Below are 22,675 nucleotides of genomic sequence, written 5' to 3'. Positions count from 1 at the left end.
ACTACCGTCGTCCACCGAGGCGCGCCAGCGCCTGGCGCAGTACCGAAGCCGTGTCGAGACCGTCGGTATCCCCCAGCTCAAACAGGACCTTCTCCGCGTCACGCTCAGGAAAACCGAGCCCCGTCAGAGCTTCGACGACCTGCCGGGTAGATTCACTGTGGACAGGCGTCGCCTGTCCGTCCTCCTGCGCGGCAACCCCACCCACCAGCGCATCAGCGAACCCGTCGAGCTTGCCCTTGAGGTCGACAGCCATTCTCTCGGCGAGCCTCTTACCGACGCCGGGCGCACGCTGAAGGGCCTTGACGTCCCCGTCCGCCACGGCGTGGGACAGCTCCCCGGGACTCAGCACGGACATCACCCCCATCGCCAGCCGGGCACCGACGCCGGACACCGACTGGAGCAGTCCGAACACCTCGCGCGAGGCGGCGTCCGGGAAAGCGAACAGTGTCTGGGAATCCTCACGCACGACCATCGTGGTGAGCACGAACACCTCCTCGCCACGCGGGAGCGTGGCCAAGGTCGGAGCGGTGGCCTGACACAGGTACCCGACACCGGCGCACTCGATCACGACGGAATCCAGTCCCTTGTCGATGACGGTGCCTCTCAACGAAGCAATCACAGTGAACCTTTCCTCTCTGAGACCAGCGTAGAAAACGGGGAGCGCCAGCAGTGGCACACCGCCAGGGCCAACGCGTCCGCCGCATCCGCCGGTTTCGGCGGTTCCGACAACCCGAGGATACGGGTGATCATGTTGGTCATCTGGCGCTTGTCGGCCCGACCGTTCCCGGAGACGGCCTTCTTCACTTCACTGGGGGTGTACTGGTGCACGGGAAGGTCTCGACGCGCCGCACTGAGCATCAGCACCCCGACCGCATGAGCGGTGTTCATCACGGTGGACACATTGCCACGTTCGAAGACCCGTTCAATGGCGACGACATCCGGGCGGTAGTCGTCCATCCAGCTCTCCACGGCCTCCGACAGGCGCCGCAGGCGTAACGGCAGGGTCTCATCGGCCGGTGTCCGCACGACCCCGACCGCCACAGGAACGACGGAACGCCCCTGCCCGGACCGCACCACCGACAGGCCACACCGGGTGAGGCCCGGATCGATGCCCATCACCAGGGAGTTGTCGGCCTGTAGTTGTCCTGCCACTCTCCGGTGCCTCCTCGCACTGTCGTCCCCGGCGTATGTCGCACGCATGTCCGCAGAGCATGAACATAGCACACATGTGCGAAAGATGAGGCGTGCCCCACCCGTGGTGAGCCTCCGGGACTTAGTACTTATGTATCCGGTTCGGGTATCGTCATCTCTCGATGACACCTCTGAAAATATACCGGACCACCGCAATCATCGAAGCCGTGACCTGGGGACTCCTCATCCTCGGAATGGTTCTCAAGTACACCGGCGTCACCGAGGCCGGTGTCTCCGCAGCCGGCCCCGTCCACGGTCTCGCATTCCTGGCCTTCGTCGTCGTGACCATCCTGGTGTGGATGAACAACAGGTGGAGTGTGGGACAGGGACTGCTCGGACTGTTCTCCGCAGTGATCCCCTTCGCCACCGTCCCCTTCGAGCAGGCCGTCGCACGGCGCGGTGGCCTGGACGGTACCTGGCGAACCGATGCCGGTGCCGGCGCGCCGATGCGTGACCGGGTCCTCGCGGTACTCGTCGGTCGTCCGTATGCGTCAGCCGCCGCACTCGCCGTTGTGGTCCTCGTTGTCTTCGGTGCGCTCCTGATCGTCGGCCCGCCGTTCGGCTGAGCCTTCACCAGGGGCATCCGGTCAGGAGTCGAGCTCCGCCAACACCTCGTCTGACACATCCATGTTGGTGAAGACGTCCTGGACATCGTCCGACTCCTCGAGGGCGTCGATGAGACGGAAGATCTTCTTCGCACCGTCCGCGTCCAGGGGTACTTCGACGTCGGCACGGTAGTCGGGGTCGGCGGAGTCGTACTCGATACCGTTCTCGTCCAACGCCTCACGTACCTTGGTCAGGTCCGAGAGCTCGCAGACAACCTCGAACTTCTCCCCGAGGTCGTTGACTTCCTCGGCTCCGGCGTCCAATACCGCCATGAGAAGGTCATCCTCGGTGTTGTCCCCCTTGTCGAGGATAACGACACCCTTACGGTTGAACAGGTAGGACACCGAACCGGCATCCGCCATGTTGCCGCCGTTCTTGTTCATCGCGGTGCGGACATCCGTCGTCGCCCGGTTACGGTTGTCGGTGAGACATTCGATGAGGACCGCGACGCCGTTGGGCCCGTAGCCCTCGTAGACGATGGTTTCCCAGTCCGCTCCGCCGGCCTCTTCACCGGAACCGCGCTTACGGGCGCGTTCGATGTTGTCGTTGGGCACCGAGGCCTTCTTGGCCTTCTTGATCATGTCATCGAGGGTCGGGTTGGCGGAGGGATCTCCGCCACCGGTCCGGGCCGCCACCTCAATGTACTTGATCAGCTTGGCGAACTCCTTGCCTCGCTTGGCGTCATTCGCAGCTTTCTTGTGCTTGGTTGTCGCCCATTTCGAGTGGCCGCTCATCGTCTACCTGATCTCCCTTGGTCGGGTGCTTGACGAACCCATGATAGTGCACCAGGACGCTGTGCCGGGCCACCGCACCGCATCAGCCCGGTTTTACCCGCTGTTCCGCGACCATGCGGAGGAAGCAACGGTGCAGACGGTCATCGCCGGTGAGCTCCGGGTGGAAGGACAGGCCGAGCACCGCGCCCTGCCTCACGGCCACCACCGCGCCGTGTGCCGGACCACCGTCGCTGACACGTGACAGGACCTGAACCCCCGGACCGACCTCTTCGACCCAGGGGGCACGGATGAAGACCGCATGGACGGGAACATCCTCTGCAGCCCGTGTCCGCTCGTCCGGGGAGCCGGTGACACCGTCGACACTGAGGTCGGTCTCGAAGGAGTCGACCTGGCGTCCGAAAGCATTGCGTCGCACGGTGACGTCGAGCGCTCCCAGACTATGTGCGTCCGACCTGGTGTCGAGGACCTCGGTGGCCAGCAGAATCAGCCCGGCACAGGTGCCGTAGCACGGCAGGCCGGCGTCGATGAGGGTGCGGAGCGGCTCCAGCATTCCCCCGAGTTCGAGGAGCTTGGACATGGTGGTGGACTCACCGCCGGGGAAGACGAGACCGTCCAGTCCCTCCAGATGCTCCGGTCGGCGCACCAGCCGTGTCTGCGCACCACACCGCTCCAGCATCCTGACGTGTTCGACGACGCCTCCCTGCAGGGCGAGGACTCCGATCAAGGGGCTAGCGTCCACCTACTGCCCCTGCAGATCCGTCTTGATGGGGACCGACTGCTTCCCCTCCGCCAGTGTCCTGGTCAGCCCCTCCTGGGTGACCGATGCGACCAGGTCTCCACTCTGGTTGAAGATCCTGCCCGTCGTCAACGCACGGCCGCCGTGAGCGGACGGTGACGACTGGTCGTAGAGCAGCCATTCATCCGCCCGGAACGGACGCATGAACCACATGGCGTGGTCGAGCGACGCCTCCTGCACCGGCTCGTCCTTGTGCGGGACCAGCGCCGAACCCAGGAGCGTCATGTCCGACATGTAGGCCAACGTGCAGATATGGAACTTCTCGTCATCAGGCAACGGGACCTTGGACTTGAACCACACCACCTGCTGTGACGCCGCTCCGGGGCTCTGCTCCCACATGTCCTGCGGGACGATCCGGATGTCCCAGTCCTCCCAGTCCTTGGCGAAGGCGCGCCCGAGCGGACGGCCCCGGCCACCTTCCGGATCGATCTCGTCGGGCCCCGGGACACGCCGGACCATGTCGGAGTGCTCCGGACCTTCGTCGTCCCGGATGTGGAAACTCGCCTGCATGATGAACAGCGTCCGACCGTCCTGCACGGCCCGCACCGACCGCACGCGGAACGAGCGCCCGTTGCGCACCTCGTCAACGAGGTACACCGTCGGACGGTCCGAGTTCCCAGGGCCGACGAAGTAACCGTGCAGCGAATGGACCCGGTACTCCGACCCCACGGTCCTGGTCGCCGCGACCAGGGACTGGGCCGCGACCTGTCCGCCGAATGTCCGGGACAGCGCCGACGGAATCACCTGACCACGGAAGATCCCCGGCTCGATCTGTTCCAGGTCGAGAACGTCGGTGATACGGGGTCGACGACCGTGGGCCGCCTGCCCCTCGAGACCGGAGGACATCTACCAGCCCCGCTCTGCCAGACGGTGCGGCTCGGGGATCTCGTCGACGTTGAGCCCCACCATGGCCTCGCCGAGCCCCCGGGAGACCGAAGCGACCGTGGCGGCGTCCTCGTAGTTCAGTGTCGCCTGGACGATGGCGCGCGCACGCTTCTCCGGGTCGCCGGACTTGAAGATCCCCGAGCCCACGAAGACACCCTCCGCGCCCAGCTGCATCATCATCGCGGCGTCAGCCGGGGTGGCGATGCCGCCTGCGGTGAACAGAACCACCGGGAGCTTGCCGTTCTCGGCAACCTCACGGACCAGTTCGTAGGGGGCCTGGAGCTCCTTGGCCGCGACGTAGAGCTCGTCGGGTGCCATGGAGGTCAGCCGGTTGATCTCGGCACGGATCGTGCGCATGTGGGTCACCGCATTGGAGACGTCACCGGTGCCGGCCTCGCCCTTGGACCTGATCATCGCCGCACCCTCGTTGATACGCCGGAGCGCCTCGCCCAGGTTCGTCGCGCCGCAGACGAAAGGCACGGTGAAGTCGAACTTGTCGATGTGGTTCGAGTAGTCGGCGGGGGTGAGGACCTCGGACTCGTCGATGAAGTCGACGCCGAGGCTCTGCAGCACCTGCGCCTCGACGAAGTGGCCGATGCGGGCCTTCGCCATGACCGGGATGGTTACGGCCTCGATGATGCCCTCGATCATGTCGGGGTCTGACATCCGCGAGACACCGCCTTCGGCACGGATGTCGGCAGGCACTCGTTCCAGAGCCATCACGGCGGTCGCGCCGGCGTCCTCGGCGATCTTCGCCTGCTCAGGAGTGACCACGTCCATGATCACTCCCCCCTTGAGCATGTCGGCGAGTCCGCGCTTCACGCGACCGGTTCCCCTGGCGCCGACGGCGTCGGTACTGTTCTGCGTCATCATGACCTCTGATTCTCGAGTGACCTCGGTAGCCTAACGGTGATCAACGCGCATTCTACCGCTGACGACAGACCATGCGGTCCACAGGGTCGGTGATGCCATTCAGACCGTGCCGTCGCCCACCGACATCGCCTCGTAGAAGGCCGGCAGCGGGGCGGACCCGGCCAGGCGGAACGCGCGGACCACCGGACGTTTCCGCAGGTCGCGCGTGTCTCCCACGGCATCGTTGTAGAAACGTGCCGCGATGTCCACCTTCACCGACGCCTCGACGAACGCCGGATTGGTCACATCCTCGTCGCGCAGCTGACGCAGGAGGATGTTCTCGGCGTCGGAGCGGGCGTCCATGTCCGACGCCTTCAGGGCGACGGCGGTGGTACGTCCCGCCGCACGGACGAGGTCCGGGTGGATCGCGGACACCACCGCAGAACGTGCCTGGAGTGCCCCCTCAAGACTGAGCCGGGCAGCATCGGTGCGGATGTGCAGCCTGTTGAGGCGCGACGCCGTCAACGACAGCCACAGTCCCAGCAGCGCGGCGACCGCCACGACGATGACCAGAACCAGCGCCCACAGGGGAATCATGATCGCCGTACCTTTCGTCCGTCGGTGGCCACGGCCTCGTAGACACGTTCCACCTGAGTGGTCACGCGGTCCCAGTCGAAGTCGCGGCTGCGCTCATAGCCCCGCTTCACGAGCAGTTCACGGGTATCGCTGTCCTTGAGCACGGCGGTCACCGCGCGTGCCAGCTCCCTCCGGGAGCCGTTGGAGAACAACCGGCCCGCGTAGCCGTGATCGGTCACCGCCGCGAATGCGGGGATGTCGCTTGCGACGACGGCCGCCCCCGCAGCCATTGCCTCCACCAGCACGATCCCGAAGCTCTCGCCGCCGGTGTTCGGTGCGACGTAGACGTCCGACGCGGCCAGGGCCGCAGCCTTGTCGGCCTCACTGAGCCGTCCCAGGAGTCGGACGGTGGCGTCCGACTCCCCGACGCCCTCCACGTAGCTCACTCCGGCTTTCCGCAGAGACTGGATGAGTTCCCCAGTGTCCCCACCACCGACGACGACCACCTCGACCGCCGGGATGTCCCGGACAATCGCGGGCAGCGCCCGCATGAGCAGCGGGAACCCCTTCCGCGACTCCGTGAATCTGCCGAGGAACATTATCCGTGGCCGGGTGGGGTCGAGCGCCGGCATAGGGTCCGCCTCACGGTAGGTCACCGTGTCGACACCGTTGGGAATCAGCACCGGGTCCCCCGACAGCATCTCGACCTGCCACCGCCGCGCCTCCTCCGACACCGCGATCCCTCCCTGGATACGTTCCAGGAACGGTCGGAGCACCGGGAGGAAGATCCGCAGGATCAGCGACTCACTCGCTGACGCGTGGTAGGTCGCCACGATGGGCCCGTCAGCCTTGGCCAGGGTGATCATCGAGTAACTCGGGGAATTCGGTTCGTGGATGTGGACCACGTCAAAATCATGGCGGTCGATCCAGTCGCCGAGATGACGCCATGTCGAGGGGCCGAAGGCGAGCCGCGCGACAGACCCGTTGTAGGGGATCGGAATCGCGCCACCGCCCAGTTCCACGAAATCCGGGACGTCGGCATCCCCACCCCCGGGTCCGATCAGGCTCACCTCGTGTCCCCGACGGATCAGTTCCGTGCACAGGTCGAGCGCGTGGATCTGCACGCCACCGGGTTCATCGAAGGAGTACGGACAGACCATACCGATCTTCATCAGGCCTCCGCCTCGTGCCGGGCATCGCCAGCGCCCGGAGACTCCAGCCCCAGGCGTTGACGCCGTGACGTCGACAGGTCAGAGAACCACAGGGGCTGGAGCATGTGCCAGTCGGCAGGTGCAGCGGCGATGTTGCGTGCGAAGATATCAGCCTGCTGTTGGACGATGTCCGCCAACGGCACGCTGGTGTCGAGCTCCTCGCTGATACTCGATGCCCACCCGCCGGCCACGTACGACGAATGGTAGACCATCAGGGCCGCCCCGGTCTCCTGTGCCAGGCGTGCCGCCCCGGCGGGCATCGAGGTGCGTTCCCCGAAGAACGACACCTCGACTCCCCGACCAGACAGGTCCCGCTCACCGAGCAGACAGACGATCCCGCCTTCGTCGAGTACCTCCCGGAGACGTGCGAAGGGAGGTGCCTCACCGCCGGAGAGCGCCAGTACCTCGAATCCGAGCGATTCACGGTACTCCACGAACGCCTCGAACAGGCTCTCTGGTTTGAGCCGTTCGGCGACCGTGGCGAACTGACCGAAATGGTCGACCAGCCACACACCCGCCATGTCCCAGTTGCCCGAATGCGGCAGGCTCAGGACGACTCCCCTGCCGCGGCCGATGGCGTCATCGAGGCGCCGGACATCGGCAGCCCCGAAACCGGAGTGGACCTGTGCCGCCAACTCCGGTCCTGCGATACTCGGCAACTGGAAGGCTTCCCGCCAGTACCGCATGTAGGAACGCATCGAATCACGGACAAGCTCGCGGGTGACGTTGGCGTCACCGACCACGCGACCGAGGTTCGCACGCAACTGCTCCGGACCGCGGCCACCGTCCGAGACCTTGTCCGCCACCCAGGTGAACAGCCGGTCCGCGACCGGTGTCGGAAGGCGGCGCGTCAGCGCCCACCCCGCCTGGTAACCGAAGGAACTCAGTCGTTCGGCAAGAGTGCTCGAATCATTCATGGGTCCTGCTTCCCTCACTGTCGGTGTCAGCGGTGCTGTCGTCGCCATCATCGCCATCATCGCCATTGTCACCGAAGCTCTTGGCCCCCGTGGGCGGAGCAATGCGTTCTGACGCGGCATCCGAGCGGGAGACGATCACGAGACGTTCGAACACGGTGTAGACCGAACCGGCGGCGAGGAGGATGAGCCCGGCCCCCAGAATGTAGGGCACCCCGAGTCCAGACAGTCCGAGGGAGACCAGACCGATGATCAGTCTCTCGGGACGTTCGATCAGTCCACCGTCGACCTTGATCTGGGACGCTTCGGCGCGCGCCTTGACGTAGGAGGTCACCTGGCTGGCGATCATGATCACCAGCGCTGCGGCGAAAAGCCCCTTGTACGGCTCGTGGTCATGCTGGAAGGCCATCCACCAGGCGATCGCCCCGAAAAGTACACCGTCGGTGATCCGGTCGCAGGTGGCGTCGAGGGTGGCGCCGAACCTCGTGCCACCACCGAGCATCCGCGCCATCGTGCCGTCGATCATGTCGGTCGCCACGGTGATGCCCAACAGGATTCCGGCGAGGAAATGATGGCCCGTCGGGATCAGGGTCACGGCCAGGACCACAGCGACCCCGGTGGAGGTGACCGTCACAGCGTTGGGGGTGACACCCCAGTTAACCAACCGTCGGGCGATCGGCTCGATGACGACCGCCGCCGGCCGGCGTCCACGAACGCTCAACATGTCTCAGGTCTCCTTGCCGTGCTTTCTGACTTCATCTCCGCCGATATTCTCTCAGTTCCGTGTCAGTCGAGCTGTTGCCACGCCGTTGCGAGGAGCTCGCGGGTCTCCCCGAGGAGCTGAATGAGCACCTTGGAGCCTGACAGAACCGTCATGAAACTGGTGTCACCCTGCCACCGGGGCACGATGTGCTGGTGAAGGTGGCCCGGTACCGACCCACCCGACGCCCGTCCGAGGTTCATCCCGACATTCAGGGCGTCCGGCCCTGAGACAGCACGCAGGACACGGATGGCCTTCTTCGTGAACTCCGCCAGTTCCCGGGTCTCCGTGTCCGTGAGCTCCTCGTACGACGCCACCTTGCGGTACGGCAGCACCATCATGTGCCCGGGGTTGTACGGGTAGAGGTTCAGTATGCAGAACACCTTCTCCCCGCGGGCGACGATCAGGGCGTCCTCGTCCGACTTCGCGGGCAGCGAGGAGAACGGGTCGTCAGGGTCCGCAGACCCGCGGTCCCCGTCATCACCGCCGTTGCCCTGCTCCCCGAGATATGCGGACCGGTACGGGGCCCACAGTCGGGCAAGGCCGTCCGGTGCGCCGTCAGCTGAGCTCGCCAATGTTCTCTCCACTCGGCTGCTCATTGCGCCGGCCACGGACCCAGTCGGTGATGATACGGACCGCGTCCGCACGCGGCACACCGTTGACCTGGGTACCGTCCAGGAAGCGGAAGCTGACGGCGCCTGCCTCGACATCACGTCCGCCGGCCAGGAGCATGAAGGGAACCTTGCCGGTGGTGTGGTTACGGATCTTCTTCTGCATGCGGTCATCAGAGGTGTCCACGGCAGCTCGAATACCCTTGCTCCGCAGGTCAGCCGTTATGTCCTCCAGGTAGCCGACGAATTCGTCGGCCACCGGGATACCGGTGACCTGGTGCGGTGCCAGCCAGGCGGGGAACGCACCGGCGTAGTGCTCCAACAAGACACCGAAGAACCGCTCGATCGAGCCGAAGAGGGCACGGTGCACCATGATCGGCTGCTTCTTGGTCCCGTCGGAGGCGGTGTACTCGAGGTTGAACCGTTCCGGCATGTTGAAGTCCAGCTGCACGGTGGACATCTGCCAGGTCCGTCCAATGGCGTCCCGCGCCTGCACCGATATCTTCGGGCCGTAGAACGCGGCACCTTCCGGGTCCGGGACCAGCTCGAGGCCGGACTGGGTGGCCACCCGACGCAGCGTCTCGGTGGAACGTTCCCAGATCTCGTCCGAACCCACGGATTTCTTCGGGTCCCGGGTCGAGAGTTCGAGGTAGAAGTCGTCCAGGCCGTAGTCCCGCAGCAGGGAGATCACGAACTCGAGCACGGTGGTCAGCTCCTCCTCGAGCTGGTCCTCCGTGCAGTAGATGTGCGCGTCGTCCTGCGTGAAACCGCGGGCCCGCGTCAACCCCTGGATCACCCCGGACTTCTCGTAGCGGTACACCGTACCGAACTCGAACAACCGCAGCGGCAGCTCACGGTAGGACCTGCCGCGTGAGTCGAAGACCAGGTTGTGCATCGGGCAGTTCATGGGTTTGAGGTAGTAGTCCTGCGGCTGCTTGGTGCAGTTGCCGTCCTCGTCCCACTCGCCGTCGGCCTGCATCGGCGGGAACATCGCGTCCTTGTAGAAGCCCAGGTGACCCGAGCGCTCGTACAGGTCACCCTTGGTGATGTGCGGGGTGTTGACGAAGGAGTACCCGGCCTCGATGTGCCTGCGGCGCGAATGCTCCTCCATCTCCAGACGGACGATGCCTCCGTCCGGGTGGAAGACGGGGAGGCCCGAACCGAGGTCGTCCGGGAAACTGAAAAGGTCGAGCTCCTGGCCGAGACGCCGGTGGTCGCGCTTCTCGGCCTCCGCCAGCATGTGCTGGTACTCCTCGAGGGCCTCCCTGGACTCCCAGGCCGTCCCGTAGATCCGCTGCAGGTCTTCGCGGGACTGGTCGCCACGCCAGTACGCCGCCGACGACCGGGTGAGGGCGAAGGCCGGGATGTAGCGCGTCGTCGGGATGTGCGGGCCACGGCACAGGTCAGACCACTCCACCTCGCTGGTGCGCGGGTTGACGTTGTCGTAGGCGGTGAGCTCACCGGACCCGACTTCGGTGGCCTCGTCCGAATCCGGGTCGACGTTGCCCTTGTCCTGGATGAGCTCGAGTTTGAACGGCTCGGCGGCGAGCTCCTCAGCCGCGGCATCGGCCGAGTCATATACACGGCGCTCGAAACGCTGCCCTGACTTGATGATCTTCTTCATACGCTTCTCGAGCGTCTTGAGGTCCTCCGGGGTGAACGGCTCATCGACCTGGAAGTCGTAGTAGAACCCGTTCTCGATCGCGGGGCCGATGCCGAGTTTCGTCCCGGGGAACTCCTTCTGGACCGCCTGTGCCAGGACATGGGCACAGGAGTGCCGGATCACGGCGCGACCATCCGCGGTGTTTGCGGCGACAGCAGTGACCTCGGTATCGGTCTCCGGAACGAAAGCCAGGTCCCGCAGGGCCCCTTCGGTGTCCTTGACGCAGACGATGGCGTCGGTCCCCTTGTTCGGCAGTTCCAACGGACGCATGGCGGCCCCCGCCGACTCTCCGGCGGGAACGGTGAACGTCACAGGCGCCTTCACGGCGGGTTCCTGTGCGGCGTCCAGTGCTGATTCACTCACGGGTGGTGTGCTCCTTACACGGCAGATGATGACGGTCACATACCTGGTGACAGTCAGAAGTCGAGCACTACCTTACCTGCCGCCTCGCGTCTTGCGGCCACCCGGCCCGGACCGGCCCGGACGAGGTTCAGGAGTTCCGGCGTCCGTCATCGCCGGAATCGCCCGATTCGCCGGATGATCCCGAAGACATCGACCGGAAACGGGTGATCGCCACGACGAGGGCCCCCAGGACAACGATCACGCCGGCGATGCCGAGTGCGGGTCCTGCCCAGGACGGCATACCTGCATCGTCGTCGGCATTGTCTTCGGAATCGTCTGCCTCCTGAGACGGCTCGGAGCCGGAGCCACCACCGTCCGCGGCGAGAGTGAAGGCGTAGCTGCCGCGGGTGGCGTGACCGTCAGACGAGGTGATCTGGTAGCCGACGGTGTACTCGCCGTCGGACATCTCCACGTCTCCGGGGATGTCCAGGGTGAGGGTGCGTCCGTCAATCGTGGGTTCGCCGGTCACCAGCACCTCACCGTCACGTGACAGGGCGACGGTGTTGAAGTCGTCCCGCGGAATGCCGGAGAACTCGAGTTCAACGGAGTCGGGGGCCTCACTGACGGTACTGTCCTGTTCGGGAGTTGACCCGACCATCGCATCGTGCGCGGAGGCTTCCGGGAGGCCGGGAGAAGATCCCGCCCCGGAAACGACCGGCGCAGCCGCCAGGGCAAGGGCGACTGCTGGTGCGGCAATCAGACCGACACCGCTGGTCCCCCGTAGTGAGGATCGCCGGGGCGGACGATGGGACGGCAGACGGAACATTGACGGTCCTTTCCTTCGACTGGCACCGGGGAAGGTATGTCCACAGGTGTAGAGCACCCATCCTAACTGCACTTCCACGTGAAAGTCCCCCGGTGTGGCGCACTGCCCCGGACACGCCGAAAGCCCCCGGCCGGCAGTGCGTGGCACTGCCTGACGGAGGCGTTGAAGGTGGTCCCAGCTGGGATCGAACCAGCGACCTTTCCGGTGTGAACGGAACGCTCTTCCACTGAGCCATGGGACCTCGGTGGAACGAGAGGTAATCTATCATCACCGACCGTAAAGCGCGCAACTCCGCACGTCACAGCGGTGGCATGTGTTTCCGGGGACAGGGACTCCTCCAGAGCCCCGGGGGCGCGACATGTTGCACGACATATCGACGGGGCGAGCCGGTGCCACCGGGCCGCGCACCACTGTCGAATGACACCCGTGGTGTTCGAACCGTCGGCACAGTTCCTGCGACAGGTGCGCCTACCTGGCTGTTTGTGTGCGGTCGACGAAACCTATAGAGTTCTGGGTCGCACCGGTACTTCACGGTGCTTGCGGATGTAGCGCAGTTGGTAGCGCATAACCTTGCCAAGGTTAGGGTCGCGAGTTCGAGTCTCGTCATCCGCTCGGGTTCTCATTTCCTCTTCCGGTCCCCGACCGGTAGGGTCGAGATCCGGCACGAGGCGGCGACGCCACGGTGGAATGGCTGAGTGGCTTAGGCAACGGTCTGCAAAACCGTGTACACGGGTTCGATTCCCGTTTCCACCTCGCTCCACGCGCGTTTAGCTCAGCGGGAGAGCGCTTCCCTGACACGGAAGAGGTCACTGGTTCGATCCCAGTATCGCGCACGAACAGTCCCTCACGGGGCTGCTCAGCAGTAAGATTGCTAGAAAATGCGGATGTAGCGCAGTTGGTAGCGCATAACCTTGCCAAGGTTAGGGTCGCGAGTTCGAGTCTCGTCATCCGCTCCACTCCCCCGAACGGCACCCATCGGGTGCCGCGAGGATGGAGAGCCCGCGCGTTTAGCTCAGCGGGAGAGCGCTTCCCTGACACGGAAGAGGTCACTGGTTCGATCCCAGTATCGCGCACGAACAGTCCCTCACGGGGCTGCTCAGCAGTAAGATTGCTAGAAAATGCGGATGTAGCGCAGTTGGTAGCGCATAACCTTGCCAAGGTTAGGGTCGCGAGTTCGAGTCTCGTCATCCGCTCCATCGCCGAAGGCCCGTCGACCACCGTCGACGGGCCTTCGGCGTCCGTGCCGACCCGTGTTGACCCATGCCTTCCGGGGCCGCAGCGTGGGCCGGGTGCGTGGCGGTCCCGGGCATGCGCCCCTCAGCCACTAAAATTCACACAGTGACTGCACAGATGACCCCAGCCGATGCCGCTGGCGGTAACGGAGACACCGACAGCACCACGACGCACCGATCAGGTGGACTGCGTAGTTGTCTCCGGACACCGGCCGGCGCGTTCACCATGGCCGCCTGGCCGCTGGCTATCTTCACCATCATCCACCGGGTGTTCCTCAACCCGCAGAACAGCCACCCCACCGACGACTTCACGACCGTCTGGGACGCCCTGCACCGCTTCATCGACGGTGTACCGGTCTACGACGAGAACTACAGCTTCGTCGACCCCCACTACCTCTACTCCCCCGGCGGCACCCTCCTGCTCAGCCCCCTGGCCCTTCTGCCGTCCTGGGACATCGGCCGTATCCTCTTCATCTTCGCCAACGGCGTGGCCGTCCTCGTCGCGCTCGCCGTGTTGACGAAGCTGGCCCGTCGTCCCCTCACCGGACCGGTCCTCCCCGTGGCGGCGCTCCTGGTCTTCGCGAGCGAGTCCGTCACCAACACCCTGCTGTTCTCGAACATCAACGGGATTCTGCTGGTCGTCGAAGTAGTTTTCCTCTGGTGGCTGCTGGTCGGCTCCGGTAACCTCTCCTGGAGGTTCAGCCCCGGCACCGGGAAACGCAGCACGCTGGCCACGGTCCTCGCAGGCATCGCGGTGGGCCTGGCCATCACGGTCAAGCCGCAGTTCGCCGTCCTGCTCTTCCTCCCACTCGTCAAACGTCAATGGTGGGCACTCGTCTCCGGCATCGCGGTGCCAGTGGTGTTCAACCTGGCCGCCTGGCCACTGATGACACAACCCTCCGACTACCTCGACAAGCTCATGCCCTATCTGAGCGAAGTCCGCGACTACGCCAACTCGTCGATATCGGGCGTCGGGGTCTACTTCGGCATGGACGACTGGTTCATCACGGCGCTGCGCGCCATCTTCGCCCTCGGCGTCGCTGTCACCGTCCTCGGACTGCTGCGCTGGCGGAACTCCGACCCGCTGATGTGGGCGTCAACCACCACGGGCATCCTGATGACCGGGGTATTCATGGTGAGTTCGCTGGGGCAGATGTACTACTCCATGATGCTGCTGCCGATGATCTTCACCATCTTCTGCCGGTTGTCGGTGATGCACAATCCGGTCACCTGGATCGGGGTCTACTGGTGCATGTCCGGTGACTCGTGGAACTCCGACCGTTGGGAGTGGCCCGGGCGTATCGTCGAATACACACGCGGTACCGTCGGATGGGGCCTGATCATCCTCGCGGCGGCGACATCCGTCGTCGTCTGGCTCGTCACCGACTGGCGTCGTCAGACTAACGACCGTGACTCCACGACGGCACCGGGCGCAACCGAGGAACTCCGATCCGAACAGAGGTAACAACGATGACCGAGAACCGGCCCGACATCCGCCCATTCGAAGACTTCTCCACGCTCACTGACGCACAGTGGCGCGAGCGCCTGTCCCCCGATGAATTCCAGGTGCTGCGGAATTCGGCGACGGAACGTCCCTACACCAGTGAATACACCGACGCAGAGACGGAAGGCGTCTACCTGTGCCGCGGGTGCGGTGCAGAACTCTTCCGTTCCACCGAGAAGTTCCACTCCCACTGCGGGTGGCCGTCCTTCTTCGACCCGGCCGACTCCGACGCAGTGGAGACACGCGTCGACGACTCACTGGGGATGCGTAGGACCGAGGTCGTCTGCGCCACCTGCGGTGGGCACCTCGGTCACGTGTTCGAGGGCGAGGGCTACAACACTCCCACTGACCTGCGTTACTGCATCAACGGGATCGCCCTGCGCCTTCAGGAGAGCTGACTCGCCCCGACTCGCCTCAGGGAAGCTCGGAGATGAAAGTGGCGAGTTCGGCGGCGTCGCCGTTGACTCGACGCCCCGTGAAGAAGGGGACTTCCTCCCGGACGTGGCGCCGCGCCTCGGTGTAACGCATCTTGTACATCAGATCGACGATGCGGTCCAGGGTCGGGCTCTCGAAGGCGAGGATCCACTCGTAGTCACCCAAGGCGAAAGCGGGGACGGTGTTTGCGCGGACCTCGTCGTACCCCCGTGCCGCCATGCCGTGTTCAGCCAGGATCGTCCGGCGTTCCTTGTCCGGCAGCAGATACCACTCATAGGAACGGACGAACGGATACACCGCGATCCAGTCCCCCGGGTCCTCCCCCATGATGAACGAGGGAAGGTGGGACTTGTTGAATTCCGCCGGCCGGTGCAGAGCGGAATTCGACCAGTACCCGTCGCAGGCGCGGCCGAGGGTGGTCTCCCTGAGGAACCGACGGTACGCCCGCTGCAGGTCCTCGAACTTCTCGGCGTGCCACCAGATCATGATGTCCGCCTCCGCCCGCTGCCCGGTGAGGTCGTAGACACCGCGGACGGTCAGTTCCTCGTCGTCGAAGGAGGCGAGGAAGGATTCCAGGTCCGCGGCCACCGCAGCCCGGGCCTCACCGTCGTCCGGCAGCTCCCCGTTGCGGACCGTGAACACCGACCACATCGTGTACTGCAACTTCTCATTGAGTTCCCTGAAATCAAGCTTCGCCATGGTTCTCAACCACCTGTCCTGTCCGTCGACCTGTTGTATGTGTCCTGGCTGATCTTAGCCACCGTGTCCCGCGCCCCGACCAGCGGGAGCGCGGGACACACGTCGGAGTCCGTCAGAGTTCGTCAGCGATCTTGCGCGCCGCAGCCCGACCTGTCTCCGCGCAGGCGGGCACGCCGACACCGTGGAGGTACGCCCCAGCCACCGCAATTCTGGGAACCTCGTCGACCGCGGCCTCGGCGATGCCCATGAGTTCGGTGTGTCCCACACCGTAGACGGGAAGCCCGCCCCACCACCGCTGCACGAACGTCTCGGTAGGACGCCGGGTGACACCGGCGACACGTGCCAGGTCCTCGACGGCGTACCCCACGAGGGTGTCGTCGTCGGCGTCGAGGAGACGGCCGTCCCGGAACGTCCCGAAGCTGGCACGCACGAAACCGCCGTCCCTGCCGTGGCGCTCACCGATATGAGGCCATTTGCGGGAGGAGAACGTGAATGCCTTGGCGTGGGTGGGGCCGTCCGCACCGATGAGGATCCCCGACCGGTCGGGGATCCCTGCGCCACCGTCGGCACCGCCGTAGCTGAGACCGACCACTGCCGATCCTGCAAGGTCAACCCCACCGAGGATCTGCGCGGCATCCGGGACCAGGTCCTTGAGCAGAACCGACGCCGTCGGGGCCGGTGTCGCCACGACGACTGCATCAACGGTACCGACCGGTTCAAGGTAGATACGTCCGTTGTAACGGCCGATCTCCTCCACCTGTGTGTCGACATGTATGTCCGCACCGGAGAGTTCCGCGAGCCTGGTGATAAGCGTCCGGTACCCGGTCGCCAGTGAGTTGAACGCGGGTCCGGCGGCAGCCGTGGTGGACGACGCCCGCAGTGCCAGTGCCTCGGCCACTGCCGTGGACAGGTAGACGTCGTCCCCCCGTGCCGCGATATCGTCCATGGCCTCCGCGATCTGGGGAACCGTGGCCCGCAACCCGAGATCATCGGCCGAGGATGAGTACACCCCGCCGAGCATGGGAGACACCAGACGGTCGACGACTTCGTCGCAGTACCGTCGGCGTACCAGTTCACCCACGTTGACGTCGTCCCCGACGATCCACGGCAGCGCAGCGCCGTCGCGTTCGGAATCCACCATCGCCTGTGCAGACGGACTGAGCACACCGTCCACGTCTGAACCTCTCGCGGGAATGCCCATGACCGTCGCCGGCGGGATGTCCACGAGCTCACCGTCGACGAGGAACGCACTCCGCGCCCCCGAGGGTGTCCGGAGCTCCTCCCCCAGCCCGAGATCCTCGACAAGCTGTGCCATCCCGGTGTGTCTGGTCAGGAACGCCTCGGCCCCCATGTCAACCGGGCCGGTGGCGAAATCGACGGTCTTCAGTTTCCCGCCGAGTCTGCTGTACGCCTCGAGAACCAGGATCTGGGCACCGGGGCCCAGCCGACGCCGTAGTTCCCAGGCGGCGAACAGGCCACTGACGCCGCCTCCGACGACGGCGACACGCGGCCCGGTGCTGATACTCGGATCCGTCACTGCCCGTGCACCTCCGCGAAGGCCCGGGTGATCGCGTCCGGATCGGTTTCCGGGAGAACACCGTGCCCGAGGTTGAAGACATGGCCCCGGGCATCACCGGCGCTGACGGCCCGGTCGGCCTCTCGACAGACGCGGCGGACCTGGTCAGCGATCACCTCAGGTCCTGCCAGAAGGATGGCCGGATCCAGATTTCCCTGGATCGCACGGACACGCCGCTCAGCCGGGACCCGGGGGTCACCGGACTCGTGGGCGGTGGTCAAGGACGAGGTGACCCGGCGTGCAGCCACGTCCAGGGGGGTCTTCCAGTCGATGCCGACCACGTCCGGCCCCACTGCCGCCATCTCTCCGAGCAGCTCTCCGGTGTTCACCCCGAAGTGGATCACCGGAACACCGTACGGGCGCACAGCCTCGATGATCCTGTGCGAGTACGGGGCGACGAACTCACGGTAGTCGCGCAGGCTGAGGAATCCTGCCCAGGAATCGAAGAGCTGGACCGCATCCGCCCCTGCCTCGATCTGCACCTGCAGGAACCGGACCACGGTCGGTGTCAGCTTCTCCATCAGCGCGTGCCACAACTGTGGCTGTGAGTACATCATCGCCTTCGTCACACCGTGGTTCTTCGAGGGCCCGCCCTCGATCAGGTAGGACGCCAGAGTAAACGGAGCACCGGCGAAGCCGATGAGAACCTGGTCGTCCCGCAACTCCTCGAGGATCCCGCCGATCCCCTCGACGACGGCCCCGAGCTGCGAGGGATCGACGACCGGAAGTGTCTCGACCGCCTCCGCCGTGCGTACCGGTGATTCCAGGACCGGCCCACGTCCGGCGACGATGTCCACCCCCACCCCCGCCGCCTTCAACGGAACGACGATGTCGGAGAAGAGGATCGCCGCGTCAGCATCGTGGCGGCGCACCGGCTGCAGGGTGATCTCGGCGAGGAGGTCCGGACGGAAACAGGAGTCGAGCATCCCGACGTCCTTACGGATCTCGCGGTACTCGGGCAGGGAACGCCCGGCCTGGCGCATCATCCACATCGGACGACGGGACGGGACGTCCCCCCGGACGGCCGCCAGCAGCGGAGCATCGGGGGAGGCACGTCGGGCGGAGCGCGCCGTGCCGATCGCCTCTTCAGTCGGACGGAGATCGGCGACGCCGACCGGGGACGAATTCTGGTCAACCATGTCTCCAGATTATGCCAGTTCCCCGACGAAGTGGACCACCGACGGCGCGCCTGCACCACATCACGATTTGCGCCGGTTATGTTGACCCCTGTGAGCGTTGATTCAGAGACGACAGGTAACCCGGGTCAGGCCGCGACGGCCGATGCCACGGAGGCTGTCCCCGGCCCGTTCCGGGAGGCGGTCACCTCCATGCATGCCGCACCGGTCCGCAGTGGCATCACTGTGACCGACATCCGTCCGCCGCGGAAACTCGCCCCCTACAGCCATGCGATCGGCCTTGAAGTCGACCGATTACCGGGAGTGACCGACGCCGTCGGGACGTCCGGGCGCGACGGTGGGGAAGCCGCCGTGCCCACAGATTCCGAGGGTGACGCATTCGGCAGACTCATCCTGCTCCACGACCCCAGGGGGTCGGAGGGGCCGGGGATGATGAAGCTCGTGGCCTACATCCAGGCCGACCTCGACTCGGCGGTCGCCGAGGACCCGCTGCTTCCCGAGGTCGCCTGGGACTGGCTGACCGAAGGACTCACCGGCAACGCCGTCAGCGACCTCGGCGGCACCGTCACCGCCACCGCCTCCAGCCGTTTCGGGGACATCGGTGGCCCCGCCAACGCGTTCCAGATCGAGATGCGTGCCTCGTGGAGCGCGGCCGGCACCGACCTCTCCGGGCATGTCACCGCGTTCTCCAAGGTGCTCGCCAACGTCGCCGGTCTTCCTCCCGAAGGGGTGACCTCCATCAGCGGTCGGTAAGGTGACAGCTGTGGCTGAACACCTCTCCTCCCCCCGCGGCGGCGTCCCCGCCCTGTCCGACACACCGGAGACGGTGCACGCCGTCGCCGAGTCCCTCGCGCGCGGACGCGGCCCCGTCGCGGTCGACACGGAACGTGCGTCGGGTTTCCGGTTCGACGACCGGGCGTTCCTCGTCCAGCTGCGGCGGGACGGTGCCGGTACGCATCTGGTCGACCCCGCCACGGTGCCGCAGGCCGGAGAGATCCTCGCCCCGGTCATGGACACGGCACCGTGGATCCTGCACGCCGCCCACAGCGACCTTCCGGCGTTGACGTCGCTCGGTTGGCACACACCGGAACTCCACGACACCCAGATCGCCGGACGGTTGCTCGGTTACGGCCAGATCGGGCTGGCCGGCATGCTCGAGGAGTTTCTCGGGGTGACGGTGGCCAAGGACAAGGGGCGCGAAGACTGGTCTGCCCGCCCGATCCCCGATGCCATGCTCTCCTACGCCGCCCTTGACGTGGAGCTGCTCATCGAGTTGCGCGACGTCACCCTGTCCCGGCTCCGTGACCTCGGCCGGGACGACTGGTACCGGCAGGAGTGCGACCATGTCAGCAGGGGATGGTCCTTCCCCGTCCCCGAACCCGACTGGCGAAAACTCCGCGGTATCGGTCATGTCCGGGACCCCCGGGGGCTGGAGATCGTCCGACGTCTGGTCGACGCCCGGACCTCCGTCGCGCGGGACAGGGACGTGCCGCCCGAACACGTGCTGCGCGGTTCGTCGATTCTGGATCTGGCCCAACAGCCCGGGCGTGCGGACCAGCAGCTGCGGCGCGAGGTGTCCGGCGCCTCCCGCCTGGCGCGGACGTCGCGGGGACCGGGGCTCGCGCGTGAACTGACGGCAGTCCTGTCCTCCGCGGTGCGACAGGCGGTTTCTGCGGATCCGGCGAGCCTCCCGGACAGGCCGACATCGTCAGCCGGACGACCCGACCACCGCACGTGGGAGCGCGACCACCCGCTGGCCTACCGTCTGTCGACCGGTTTCCGCGACGCTCTCGCGGTGGTGTCCGACCGTACCGGGATCCGGGTCGAGGACCTTCTCACCGTCCGTGCCCTCCGGTCGGTGGCATGGGACGTCTCCTGTGCACTGCTCCGCGCCGGTAGGACACGCCCGTCGCTTGTCAGAGAGGGAACAGACGACCCGGTCAGCGAGCTGGAGGAGATGCTGGGACACGCACTCGAGGACCAGCAGTGCCGCCGGTGGCAGGTGAACCTGCTCATCGACGCTTTCGCCCCGGTCGTCGCCGACGAGGTCAGCTGACGTCGGTCGTCTCCGCGCGACGCCGAATCTCGCTGGCCGCCCAACTCCGGACCTGCTCCACCACGGACTCCGTGTCCAGGCCCACCTCGGCGAGCACCTCTGCCCTCGAACCGTGCGCGAGGAACCGCTGGTCAACGCCGAGATAGCGGATCGGCGTCGACACCGATGACTCGGACGCCGCGCGTGCGAGCATCTGGCCGGCCCCGCCGTGTACCCCGTTGTCCTCCACCGTGACCACCAGATCGACGTTCCGGGCCAGTTCAACGACATCCGGTGACACCGGAGTGACCCAGACCGGGTCGACCACGGTCACCGCGTGCCCTTCGGCGGCGAGTGCATCCGCGGCCGCGGCCGACTGTGCTGTCAACGGACCGTAGTTGACCACCAGCACCTTGAGTGAGTCGGCGTCCGCGAGATCCGTCTCCTCCGGTGCGACGAGGACGTCGTAGTCAGTGCAGGAGTCCACCGCCGGTACGTCGGCCGGGACCGCACCCTTCGAGAACCTGACCACGGAGGGGCCGTCCGAGACGGCGACGGCACGGTTGAGTGCCTCGACCAGGCGCCTGCCGTCCCGGGGGGCCGCCACCCGGATGCCCGGGACGACTCCCGTGATCGACAGGTCCCACATGCCGTTGTGGCTGGCGCCGTCGGACCCGGTGACACCGGCACGGTCAAGGACGAACGTCACCGGCATATGCAGCAGCGCCACATCCATGAGCAACTGGTCGAACGCCCGGTTCAGGAAGGTCGAGTACACCGCGACGACGGGGTGCAGTCCGCCGAGGGCGAGCCCGGCCGCCGAGGTCACCGCATGCTGCTCGGCGATCCCGACATCGAAAGTCCGTTCCGGGAACACCTCGGCGAAACGGGAGAGACCGGTCGGTCCCCCCATCGCCGCGGTGATCGCGACGACGTCGTCCCGGCGACGTCCGATCTCGATGAGCTCATCGGCGAAGACATCGGTCCAGCCACGGGCGCTGACCTGGACGGCCCGTCCGGTCACCGGGTCGATGACTCCGGTGGAGTGCATCTGGTCGGCTTCGTCGTTCTCAGCCGGGGCGTAGCCGTTGCCCTTCTTGGTGACGATATGGACGATGATCGGCCCGCCGTAGTCACGGGCGTAGGACAGCGCCGCTTCCACGGCACGCACATCATGTCCGTCAACGGGCCCGACGTACTTCAGGCCGAGGTTACTGAACAGCTCCTGGGGGATGACGGCATGCTTGACGCCCTCCTTGAAGCTGTGGAGCAGTTTGAACGCGTGCTCACCGACGGCTCCGAGGCGACCGAGAGAGTTCTTGCCCTGCTCCATGACCTTGTCGTAGGCCGGCTGCATCCGCATGCCGGCGAGGCTGTGTGCCAGCCCGCCGATCGTCGGAGAATAGGACCTGCCGTTATCGTTGACGATGACCGTCAAGGGGCGGTCCTTGCCTTCGGCGATGTTGTTCAATGCCTCCCAGGCCATTCCCCCGGTGAGGGCGCCGTCACCGATGACCGCGGCGACGCGCCGTTCGGTCTGGCCGGTCAACTCAAACGCCTTGGCCAGGCCGTCGGCGTAGGACAGGGACGCAGAGGCGTGGGAGGACTCGGTCCAGTCATGGGGGCTCTCCGCACGGTCCGGATATCCCGACAACCCGTCACGCTGACGGAGGGTGTCGAAGAGGTTCCTGCGGCCGGTGAGGATCTTGTGGACGTAGGACTGGTGGCCGGTGTCGAAGATGATCGGGTCCACCGGCGAGTCGAAGACGCGGTGCAGTGCGATCGTCAGCTCCACAACGCCGAGATTCGGTCCCAGGTGCCCACCGGTCGCGGACACCTTCTCGATGAGAAACTCCCGGATCTCGCCAGCGAGGGTTTCCAGCTGTCCTGGAGTCAGCGTCCGGAGGTCCGCCGGTGACGATATCTTTTCAAGAATCGACATACCCGTTCTCTCTTCTCCGTCCCTGTCGTCGCCGGCCCTCTGTGCCCCATGATTCCGGGGCACCGGGGGTCGACGGCCGACAACCTACGCTTCAGTCGTACTGCCTGAGTCACAGGCACTCCGCCCATCTTACGGGCCGACGCCGCGTT

22 protein-coding genes and 7 tRNA genes are annotated in these 22,675 nt (G+C 65.9%); 11 read left to right on the top strand and 18 right to left on the bottom strand.

Annotated elements, in window-relative coordinates:
- Position 1: 1 nt before the first annotated feature.
- Positions 2–619: a Holliday junction branch migration protein RuvA gene (gene ruvA / locus FS507_RS00965; RefSeq protein ID WP_145940976.1), complete on the bottom strand. Its 618-nt coding sequence runs from the start codon at positions 617–619 to the stop codon at positions 2–4.
- Positions 616–1,116 (bottom strand): crossover junction endodeoxyribonuclease RuvC, encoded by a 501-nt coding sequence (gene ruvC / locus FS507_RS00960; RefSeq protein ID WP_145941144.1) that lies wholly within the window; start codon positions 1,114–1,116, stop codon positions 616–618. The genes ruvA and ruvC overlap by 4 nt, the downstream gene beginning before the upstream one ends.
- Positions 1,117–1,313: 197 nt before the next feature.
- Here ruvC and FS507_RS00955 point away from each other — a divergent pair, with 197 nt between their 5' ends.
- Positions 1,314–1,757, top strand: a complete 444-nt coding sequence (locus tag FS507_RS00955) for a DUF3817 domain-containing protein (protein ID WP_145940975.1) — start codon at positions 1,314–1,316, stop codon at positions 1,755–1,757.
- 21 nt (positions 1,758–1,778) lie between these two features.
- Here FS507_RS00955 and FS507_RS00950 read toward each other — a convergent pair whose 3' ends face one another.
- The 12 genes from FS507_RS00950 to FS507_RS00895 form a co-directional block, all read right to left on the bottom strand.
- Positions 1,779–2,531, bottom strand: coding sequence for a YebC/PmpR family DNA-binding transcriptional regulator (locus FS507_RS00950; protein WP_145940974.1), 753 nt, complete (start codon positions 2,529–2,531; stop codon positions 1,779–1,781).
- A gap of 82 nt (positions 2,532–2,613) precedes the next feature.
- Positions 2,614–3,270 carry a pyridoxal 5'-phosphate synthase glutaminase subunit PdxT gene (gene pdxT, locus FS507_RS00945; protein ID WP_260853083.1) on the bottom strand — a complete coding sequence of 219 codons (657 nt, stop codon included), beginning with the start codon at positions 3,268–3,270 and terminating at the stop codon, positions 2,614–2,616.
- Positions 3,271–4,173, bottom strand: coding sequence for an acyl-CoA thioesterase (locus FS507_RS00940; RefSeq protein ID WP_145940973.1), 903 nt, complete (start codon positions 4,171–4,173; stop codon positions 3,271–3,273).
- Entirely contained in the window at positions 4,174–5,082 is a 909-nt protein-coding gene (gene pdxS, locus FS507_RS00935) for a pyridoxal 5'-phosphate synthase lyase subunit PdxS (protein WP_145941142.1), read from the bottom strand. It lies immediately after the preceding gene.
- 102 nt (positions 5,083–5,184) lie between these two features.
- Complete coding sequence (locus FS507_RS00930; protein ID WP_145940972.1) at positions 5,185–5,661, bottom strand: hypothetical protein; 477 nt, start codon at positions 5,659–5,661, stop codon at positions 5,185–5,187.
- Entirely contained in the window at positions 5,658–6,812 is a 1,155-nt protein-coding gene (locus FS507_RS00925; RefSeq protein WP_145940971.1) for a glycosyltransferase family 4 protein, read from the bottom strand. Before FS507_RS00925 ends, FS507_RS00930 begins: the two co-directional genes overlap by 4 nt.
- Positions 6,812–7,768 carry a phosphatidylinositol mannoside acyltransferase gene (locus FS507_RS00920; RefSeq protein ID WP_145940970.1) on the bottom strand — a complete coding sequence of 319 codons (957 nt, stop codon included), beginning with the start codon at positions 7,766–7,768 and terminating at the stop codon, positions 6,812–6,814. The genes FS507_RS00925 and FS507_RS00920 overlap by 1 nt, the downstream gene beginning before the upstream one ends.
- The gene (gene pgsA / locus FS507_RS00915; protein ID WP_145940969.1) at positions 7,761–8,489 is read right to left on the bottom strand and encodes a phosphatidylinositol phosphate synthase; all 729 of its coding nucleotides are present in this window, start codon (positions 8,487–8,489) and stop codon (positions 7,761–7,763) included. The genes FS507_RS00920 and pgsA overlap by 8 nt, the downstream gene beginning before the upstream one ends.
- 62 nt (positions 8,490–8,551) lie before the next feature.
- A complete protein-coding gene (locus FS507_RS00910; protein ID WP_145940968.1) occupies positions 8,552–9,124 on the bottom strand; it encodes an HIT family protein in 573 nt (190 codons plus the stop codon).
- On the bottom strand, positions 9,084–11,162 hold the full coding sequence (gene thrS, locus FS507_RS00905; protein ID WP_260853081.1) for a threonine--tRNA ligase: 2,079 nt from the start codon (positions 11,160–11,162) through the stop codon (positions 9,084–9,086). Before thrS ends, FS507_RS00910 begins: the two co-directional genes overlap by 41 nt.
- 127 nt (positions 11,163–11,289) lie before the next feature.
- Positions 11,290–11,967 carry a copper resistance CopC family protein gene (locus FS507_RS00900; protein ID WP_145940967.1) on the bottom strand — a complete coding sequence of 226 codons (678 nt, stop codon included), beginning with the start codon at positions 11,965–11,967 and terminating at the stop codon, positions 11,290–11,292.
- A gap of 169 nt (positions 11,968–12,136) precedes the next feature.
- A tRNA-Val gene (locus FS507_RS00895) sits at positions 12,137–12,208 on the bottom strand.
- Positions 12,209–12,506: 298 nt separating this feature from the next.
- Between FS507_RS00895 and FS507_RS00890 the strand changes: the two genes are divergently transcribed.
- From FS507_RS00890 to msrB, 8 genes are all read left to right on the top strand, one after another.
- Positions 12,507–12,579, top strand: a tRNA-Gly gene (locus FS507_RS00890).
- A 69-nt stretch (positions 12,580–12,648) separates the two neighbouring features.
- Positions 12,649–12,720: transfer RNA gene (locus FS507_RS00885), tRNA-Cys, on the top strand.
- Between the two features lie 8 nt (positions 12,721–12,728).
- A tRNA-Val gene (locus FS507_RS00880) sits at positions 12,729–12,800 on the top strand.
- 47 nt (positions 12,801–12,847) lie between these two features.
- Positions 12,848–12,923 (top strand) — tRNA-Gly (locus tag FS507_RS00875).
- A 45-nt stretch (positions 12,924–12,968) separates the two neighbouring features.
- Positions 12,969–13,040, top strand: a tRNA-Val gene (locus FS507_RS00870).
- A gap of 47 nt (positions 13,041–13,087) precedes the next feature.
- Positions 13,088–13,163: transfer RNA gene (locus FS507_RS00865), tRNA-Gly, on the top strand.
- 142 nt (positions 13,164–13,305) lie between these two features.
- Entirely contained in the window at positions 13,306–14,664 is a 1,359-nt protein-coding gene (locus tag FS507_RS00860) for a glycosyltransferase family 87 protein (protein ID WP_260853080.1), read from the top strand.
- A gap of 5 nt (positions 14,665–14,669) precedes the next feature.
- On the top strand, positions 14,670–15,101 hold the full coding sequence (gene msrB, locus FS507_RS00855) for a peptide-methionine (R)-S-oxide reductase MsrB (RefSeq protein ID WP_145940966.1): 432 nt from the start codon (positions 14,670–14,672) through the stop codon (positions 15,099–15,101).
- A gap of 16 nt (positions 15,102–15,117) precedes the next feature.
- Here the strand turns inward: msrB and hemQ are convergent, their stop codons facing one another.
- The 3 genes from hemQ to hemE all read right to left on the bottom strand — a co-directional run bounded on the left by hemQ (position 15,118) and on the right by hemE (position 18,552).
- Positions 15,118–15,837 (bottom strand): hydrogen peroxide-dependent heme synthase, encoded by a 720-nt coding sequence (hemQ, locus tag FS507_RS00850; protein WP_145940965.1) that lies wholly within the window; start codon positions 15,835–15,837, stop codon positions 15,118–15,120.
- A gap of 112 nt (positions 15,838–15,949) precedes the next feature.
- Complete coding sequence (hemG, locus tag FS507_RS00845; RefSeq protein ID WP_260853079.1) at positions 15,950–17,374, bottom strand: protoporphyrinogen oxidase; 1,425 nt, start codon at positions 17,372–17,374, stop codon at positions 15,950–15,952.
- The gene (gene hemE / locus FS507_RS00840; RefSeq protein WP_145940964.1) at positions 17,371–18,552 is read right to left on the bottom strand and encodes a uroporphyrinogen decarboxylase; all 1,182 of its coding nucleotides are present in this window, start codon (positions 18,550–18,552) and stop codon (positions 17,371–17,373) included. The genes hemG and hemE overlap by 4 nt, the downstream gene beginning before the upstream one ends.
- Before the next feature lie 78 nt (positions 18,553–18,630).
- Here hemE and FS507_RS00835 point away from each other — a divergent pair, with 78 nt between their 5' ends.
- On the top strand, positions 18,631–19,302 hold the full coding sequence (locus tag FS507_RS00835; RefSeq protein WP_145940963.1) for a DUF3000 domain-containing protein: 672 nt from the start codon (positions 18,631–18,633) through the stop codon (positions 19,300–19,302).
- 10 nt (positions 19,303–19,312) lie between these two features.
- Complete coding sequence (locus FS507_RS00830; protein WP_260853078.1) at positions 19,313–20,605, top strand: ribonuclease D; 1,293 nt, start codon at positions 19,313–19,315, stop codon at positions 20,603–20,605.
- On the opposite strand, the gene dxs is transcribed toward FS507_RS00830, so the two are convergent.
- Positions 20,598–22,526 carry a 1-deoxy-D-xylulose-5-phosphate synthase gene (gene dxs, locus FS507_RS00825; protein WP_145940961.1) on the bottom strand — a complete coding sequence of 643 codons (1,929 nt, stop codon included), beginning with the start codon at positions 22,524–22,526 and terminating at the stop codon, positions 20,598–20,600. The genes FS507_RS00830 and dxs overlap by 8 nt on opposite strands.
- Positions 22,527–22,675: the final 149 nt, after the last annotated feature.

Origin of the sequence: Corynebacterium glyciniphilum AJ 3170 (assembly GCF_007673095.1) — a bacterium.
Taxonomy (GTDB): Bacteria; Actinomycetota; Actinomycetes; order Mycobacteriales; family Mycobacteriaceae; genus Corynebacterium.
This window is presented reverse-complemented; position numbering and strand designations above follow the sequence as displayed.

Bases quoted from the DNA above. Each gene is read 5' to 3' on its own strand.
- ruvC (WP_145941144.1), bottom strand. From the start codon at position 1,116: ATGGGCATCGATCCGGGCCTCACCCGGTGTGGCCTGTCGGTGGTGCGG.
- FS507_RS00955 (WP_145940975.1), top strand. From the start codon at position 1,314: ATGACACCTCTGAAAATATACCGGACCACCGCAATCATCGAAGCCGTG.
- FS507_RS00950 (WP_145940974.1), bottom strand. From the start codon at position 2,531: ATGAGCGGCCACTCGAAATGGGCGACAACCAAGCACAAGAAAGCTGCG.
- FS507_RS00940 (WP_145940973.1), bottom strand. From the start codon at position 4,173: ATGTCCTCCGGTCTCGAGGGGCAGGCGGCCCACGGTCGTCGACCCCGT.
- pdxS (WP_145941142.1), bottom strand. From the start codon at position 5,082: ATGACGCAGAACAGTACCGACGCCGTCGGCGCCAGGGGAACCGGTCGC.
- FS507_RS00930 (WP_145940972.1), bottom strand. From the start codon at position 5,661: ATGATTCCCCTGTGGGCGCTGGTTCTGGTCATCGTCGTGGCGGTCGCC.
- FS507_RS00925 (WP_145940971.1), bottom strand. From the start codon at position 6,812: ATGAAGATCGGTATGGTCTGTCCGTACTCCTTCGATGAACCCGGTGGC.
- FS507_RS00920 (WP_145940970.1), bottom strand. From the start codon at position 7,768: ATGAATGATTCGAGCACTCTTGCCGAACGACTGAGTTCCTTCGGTTAC.
- pgsA (WP_145940969.1), bottom strand. From the start codon at position 8,489: ATGTTGAGCGTTCGTGGACGCCGGCCGGCGGCGGTCGTCATCGAGCCG.
- FS507_RS00910 (WP_145940968.1), bottom strand. From the start codon at position 9,124: ATGAGCAGCCGAGTGGAGAGAACATTGGCGAGCTCAGCTGACGGCGCA.
- FS507_RS00900 (WP_145940967.1), bottom strand. From the start codon at position 11,967: ATGTTCCGTCTGCCGTCCCATCGTCCGCCCCGGCGATCCTCACTACGG.
- msrB (WP_145940966.1), top strand. From the start codon at position 14,670: ATGACCGAGAACCGGCCCGACATCCGCCCATTCGAAGACTTCTCCACG.
- hemQ (WP_145940965.1), bottom strand. From the start codon at position 15,837: ATGGCGAAGCTTGATTTCAGGGAACTCAATGAGAAGTTGCAGTACACG.
- hemE (WP_145940964.1), bottom strand. From the start codon at position 18,552: ATGGTTGACCAGAATTCGTCCCCGGTCGGCGTCGCCGATCTCCGTCCG.
- FS507_RS00835 (WP_145940963.1), top strand. From the start codon at position 18,631: ATGTTGACCCCTGTGAGCGTTGATTCAGAGACGACAGGTAACCCGGGT.
- dxs (WP_145940961.1), bottom strand. From the start codon at position 22,526: ATGTCGATTCTTGAAAAGATATCGTCACCGGCGGACCTCCGGACGCTG.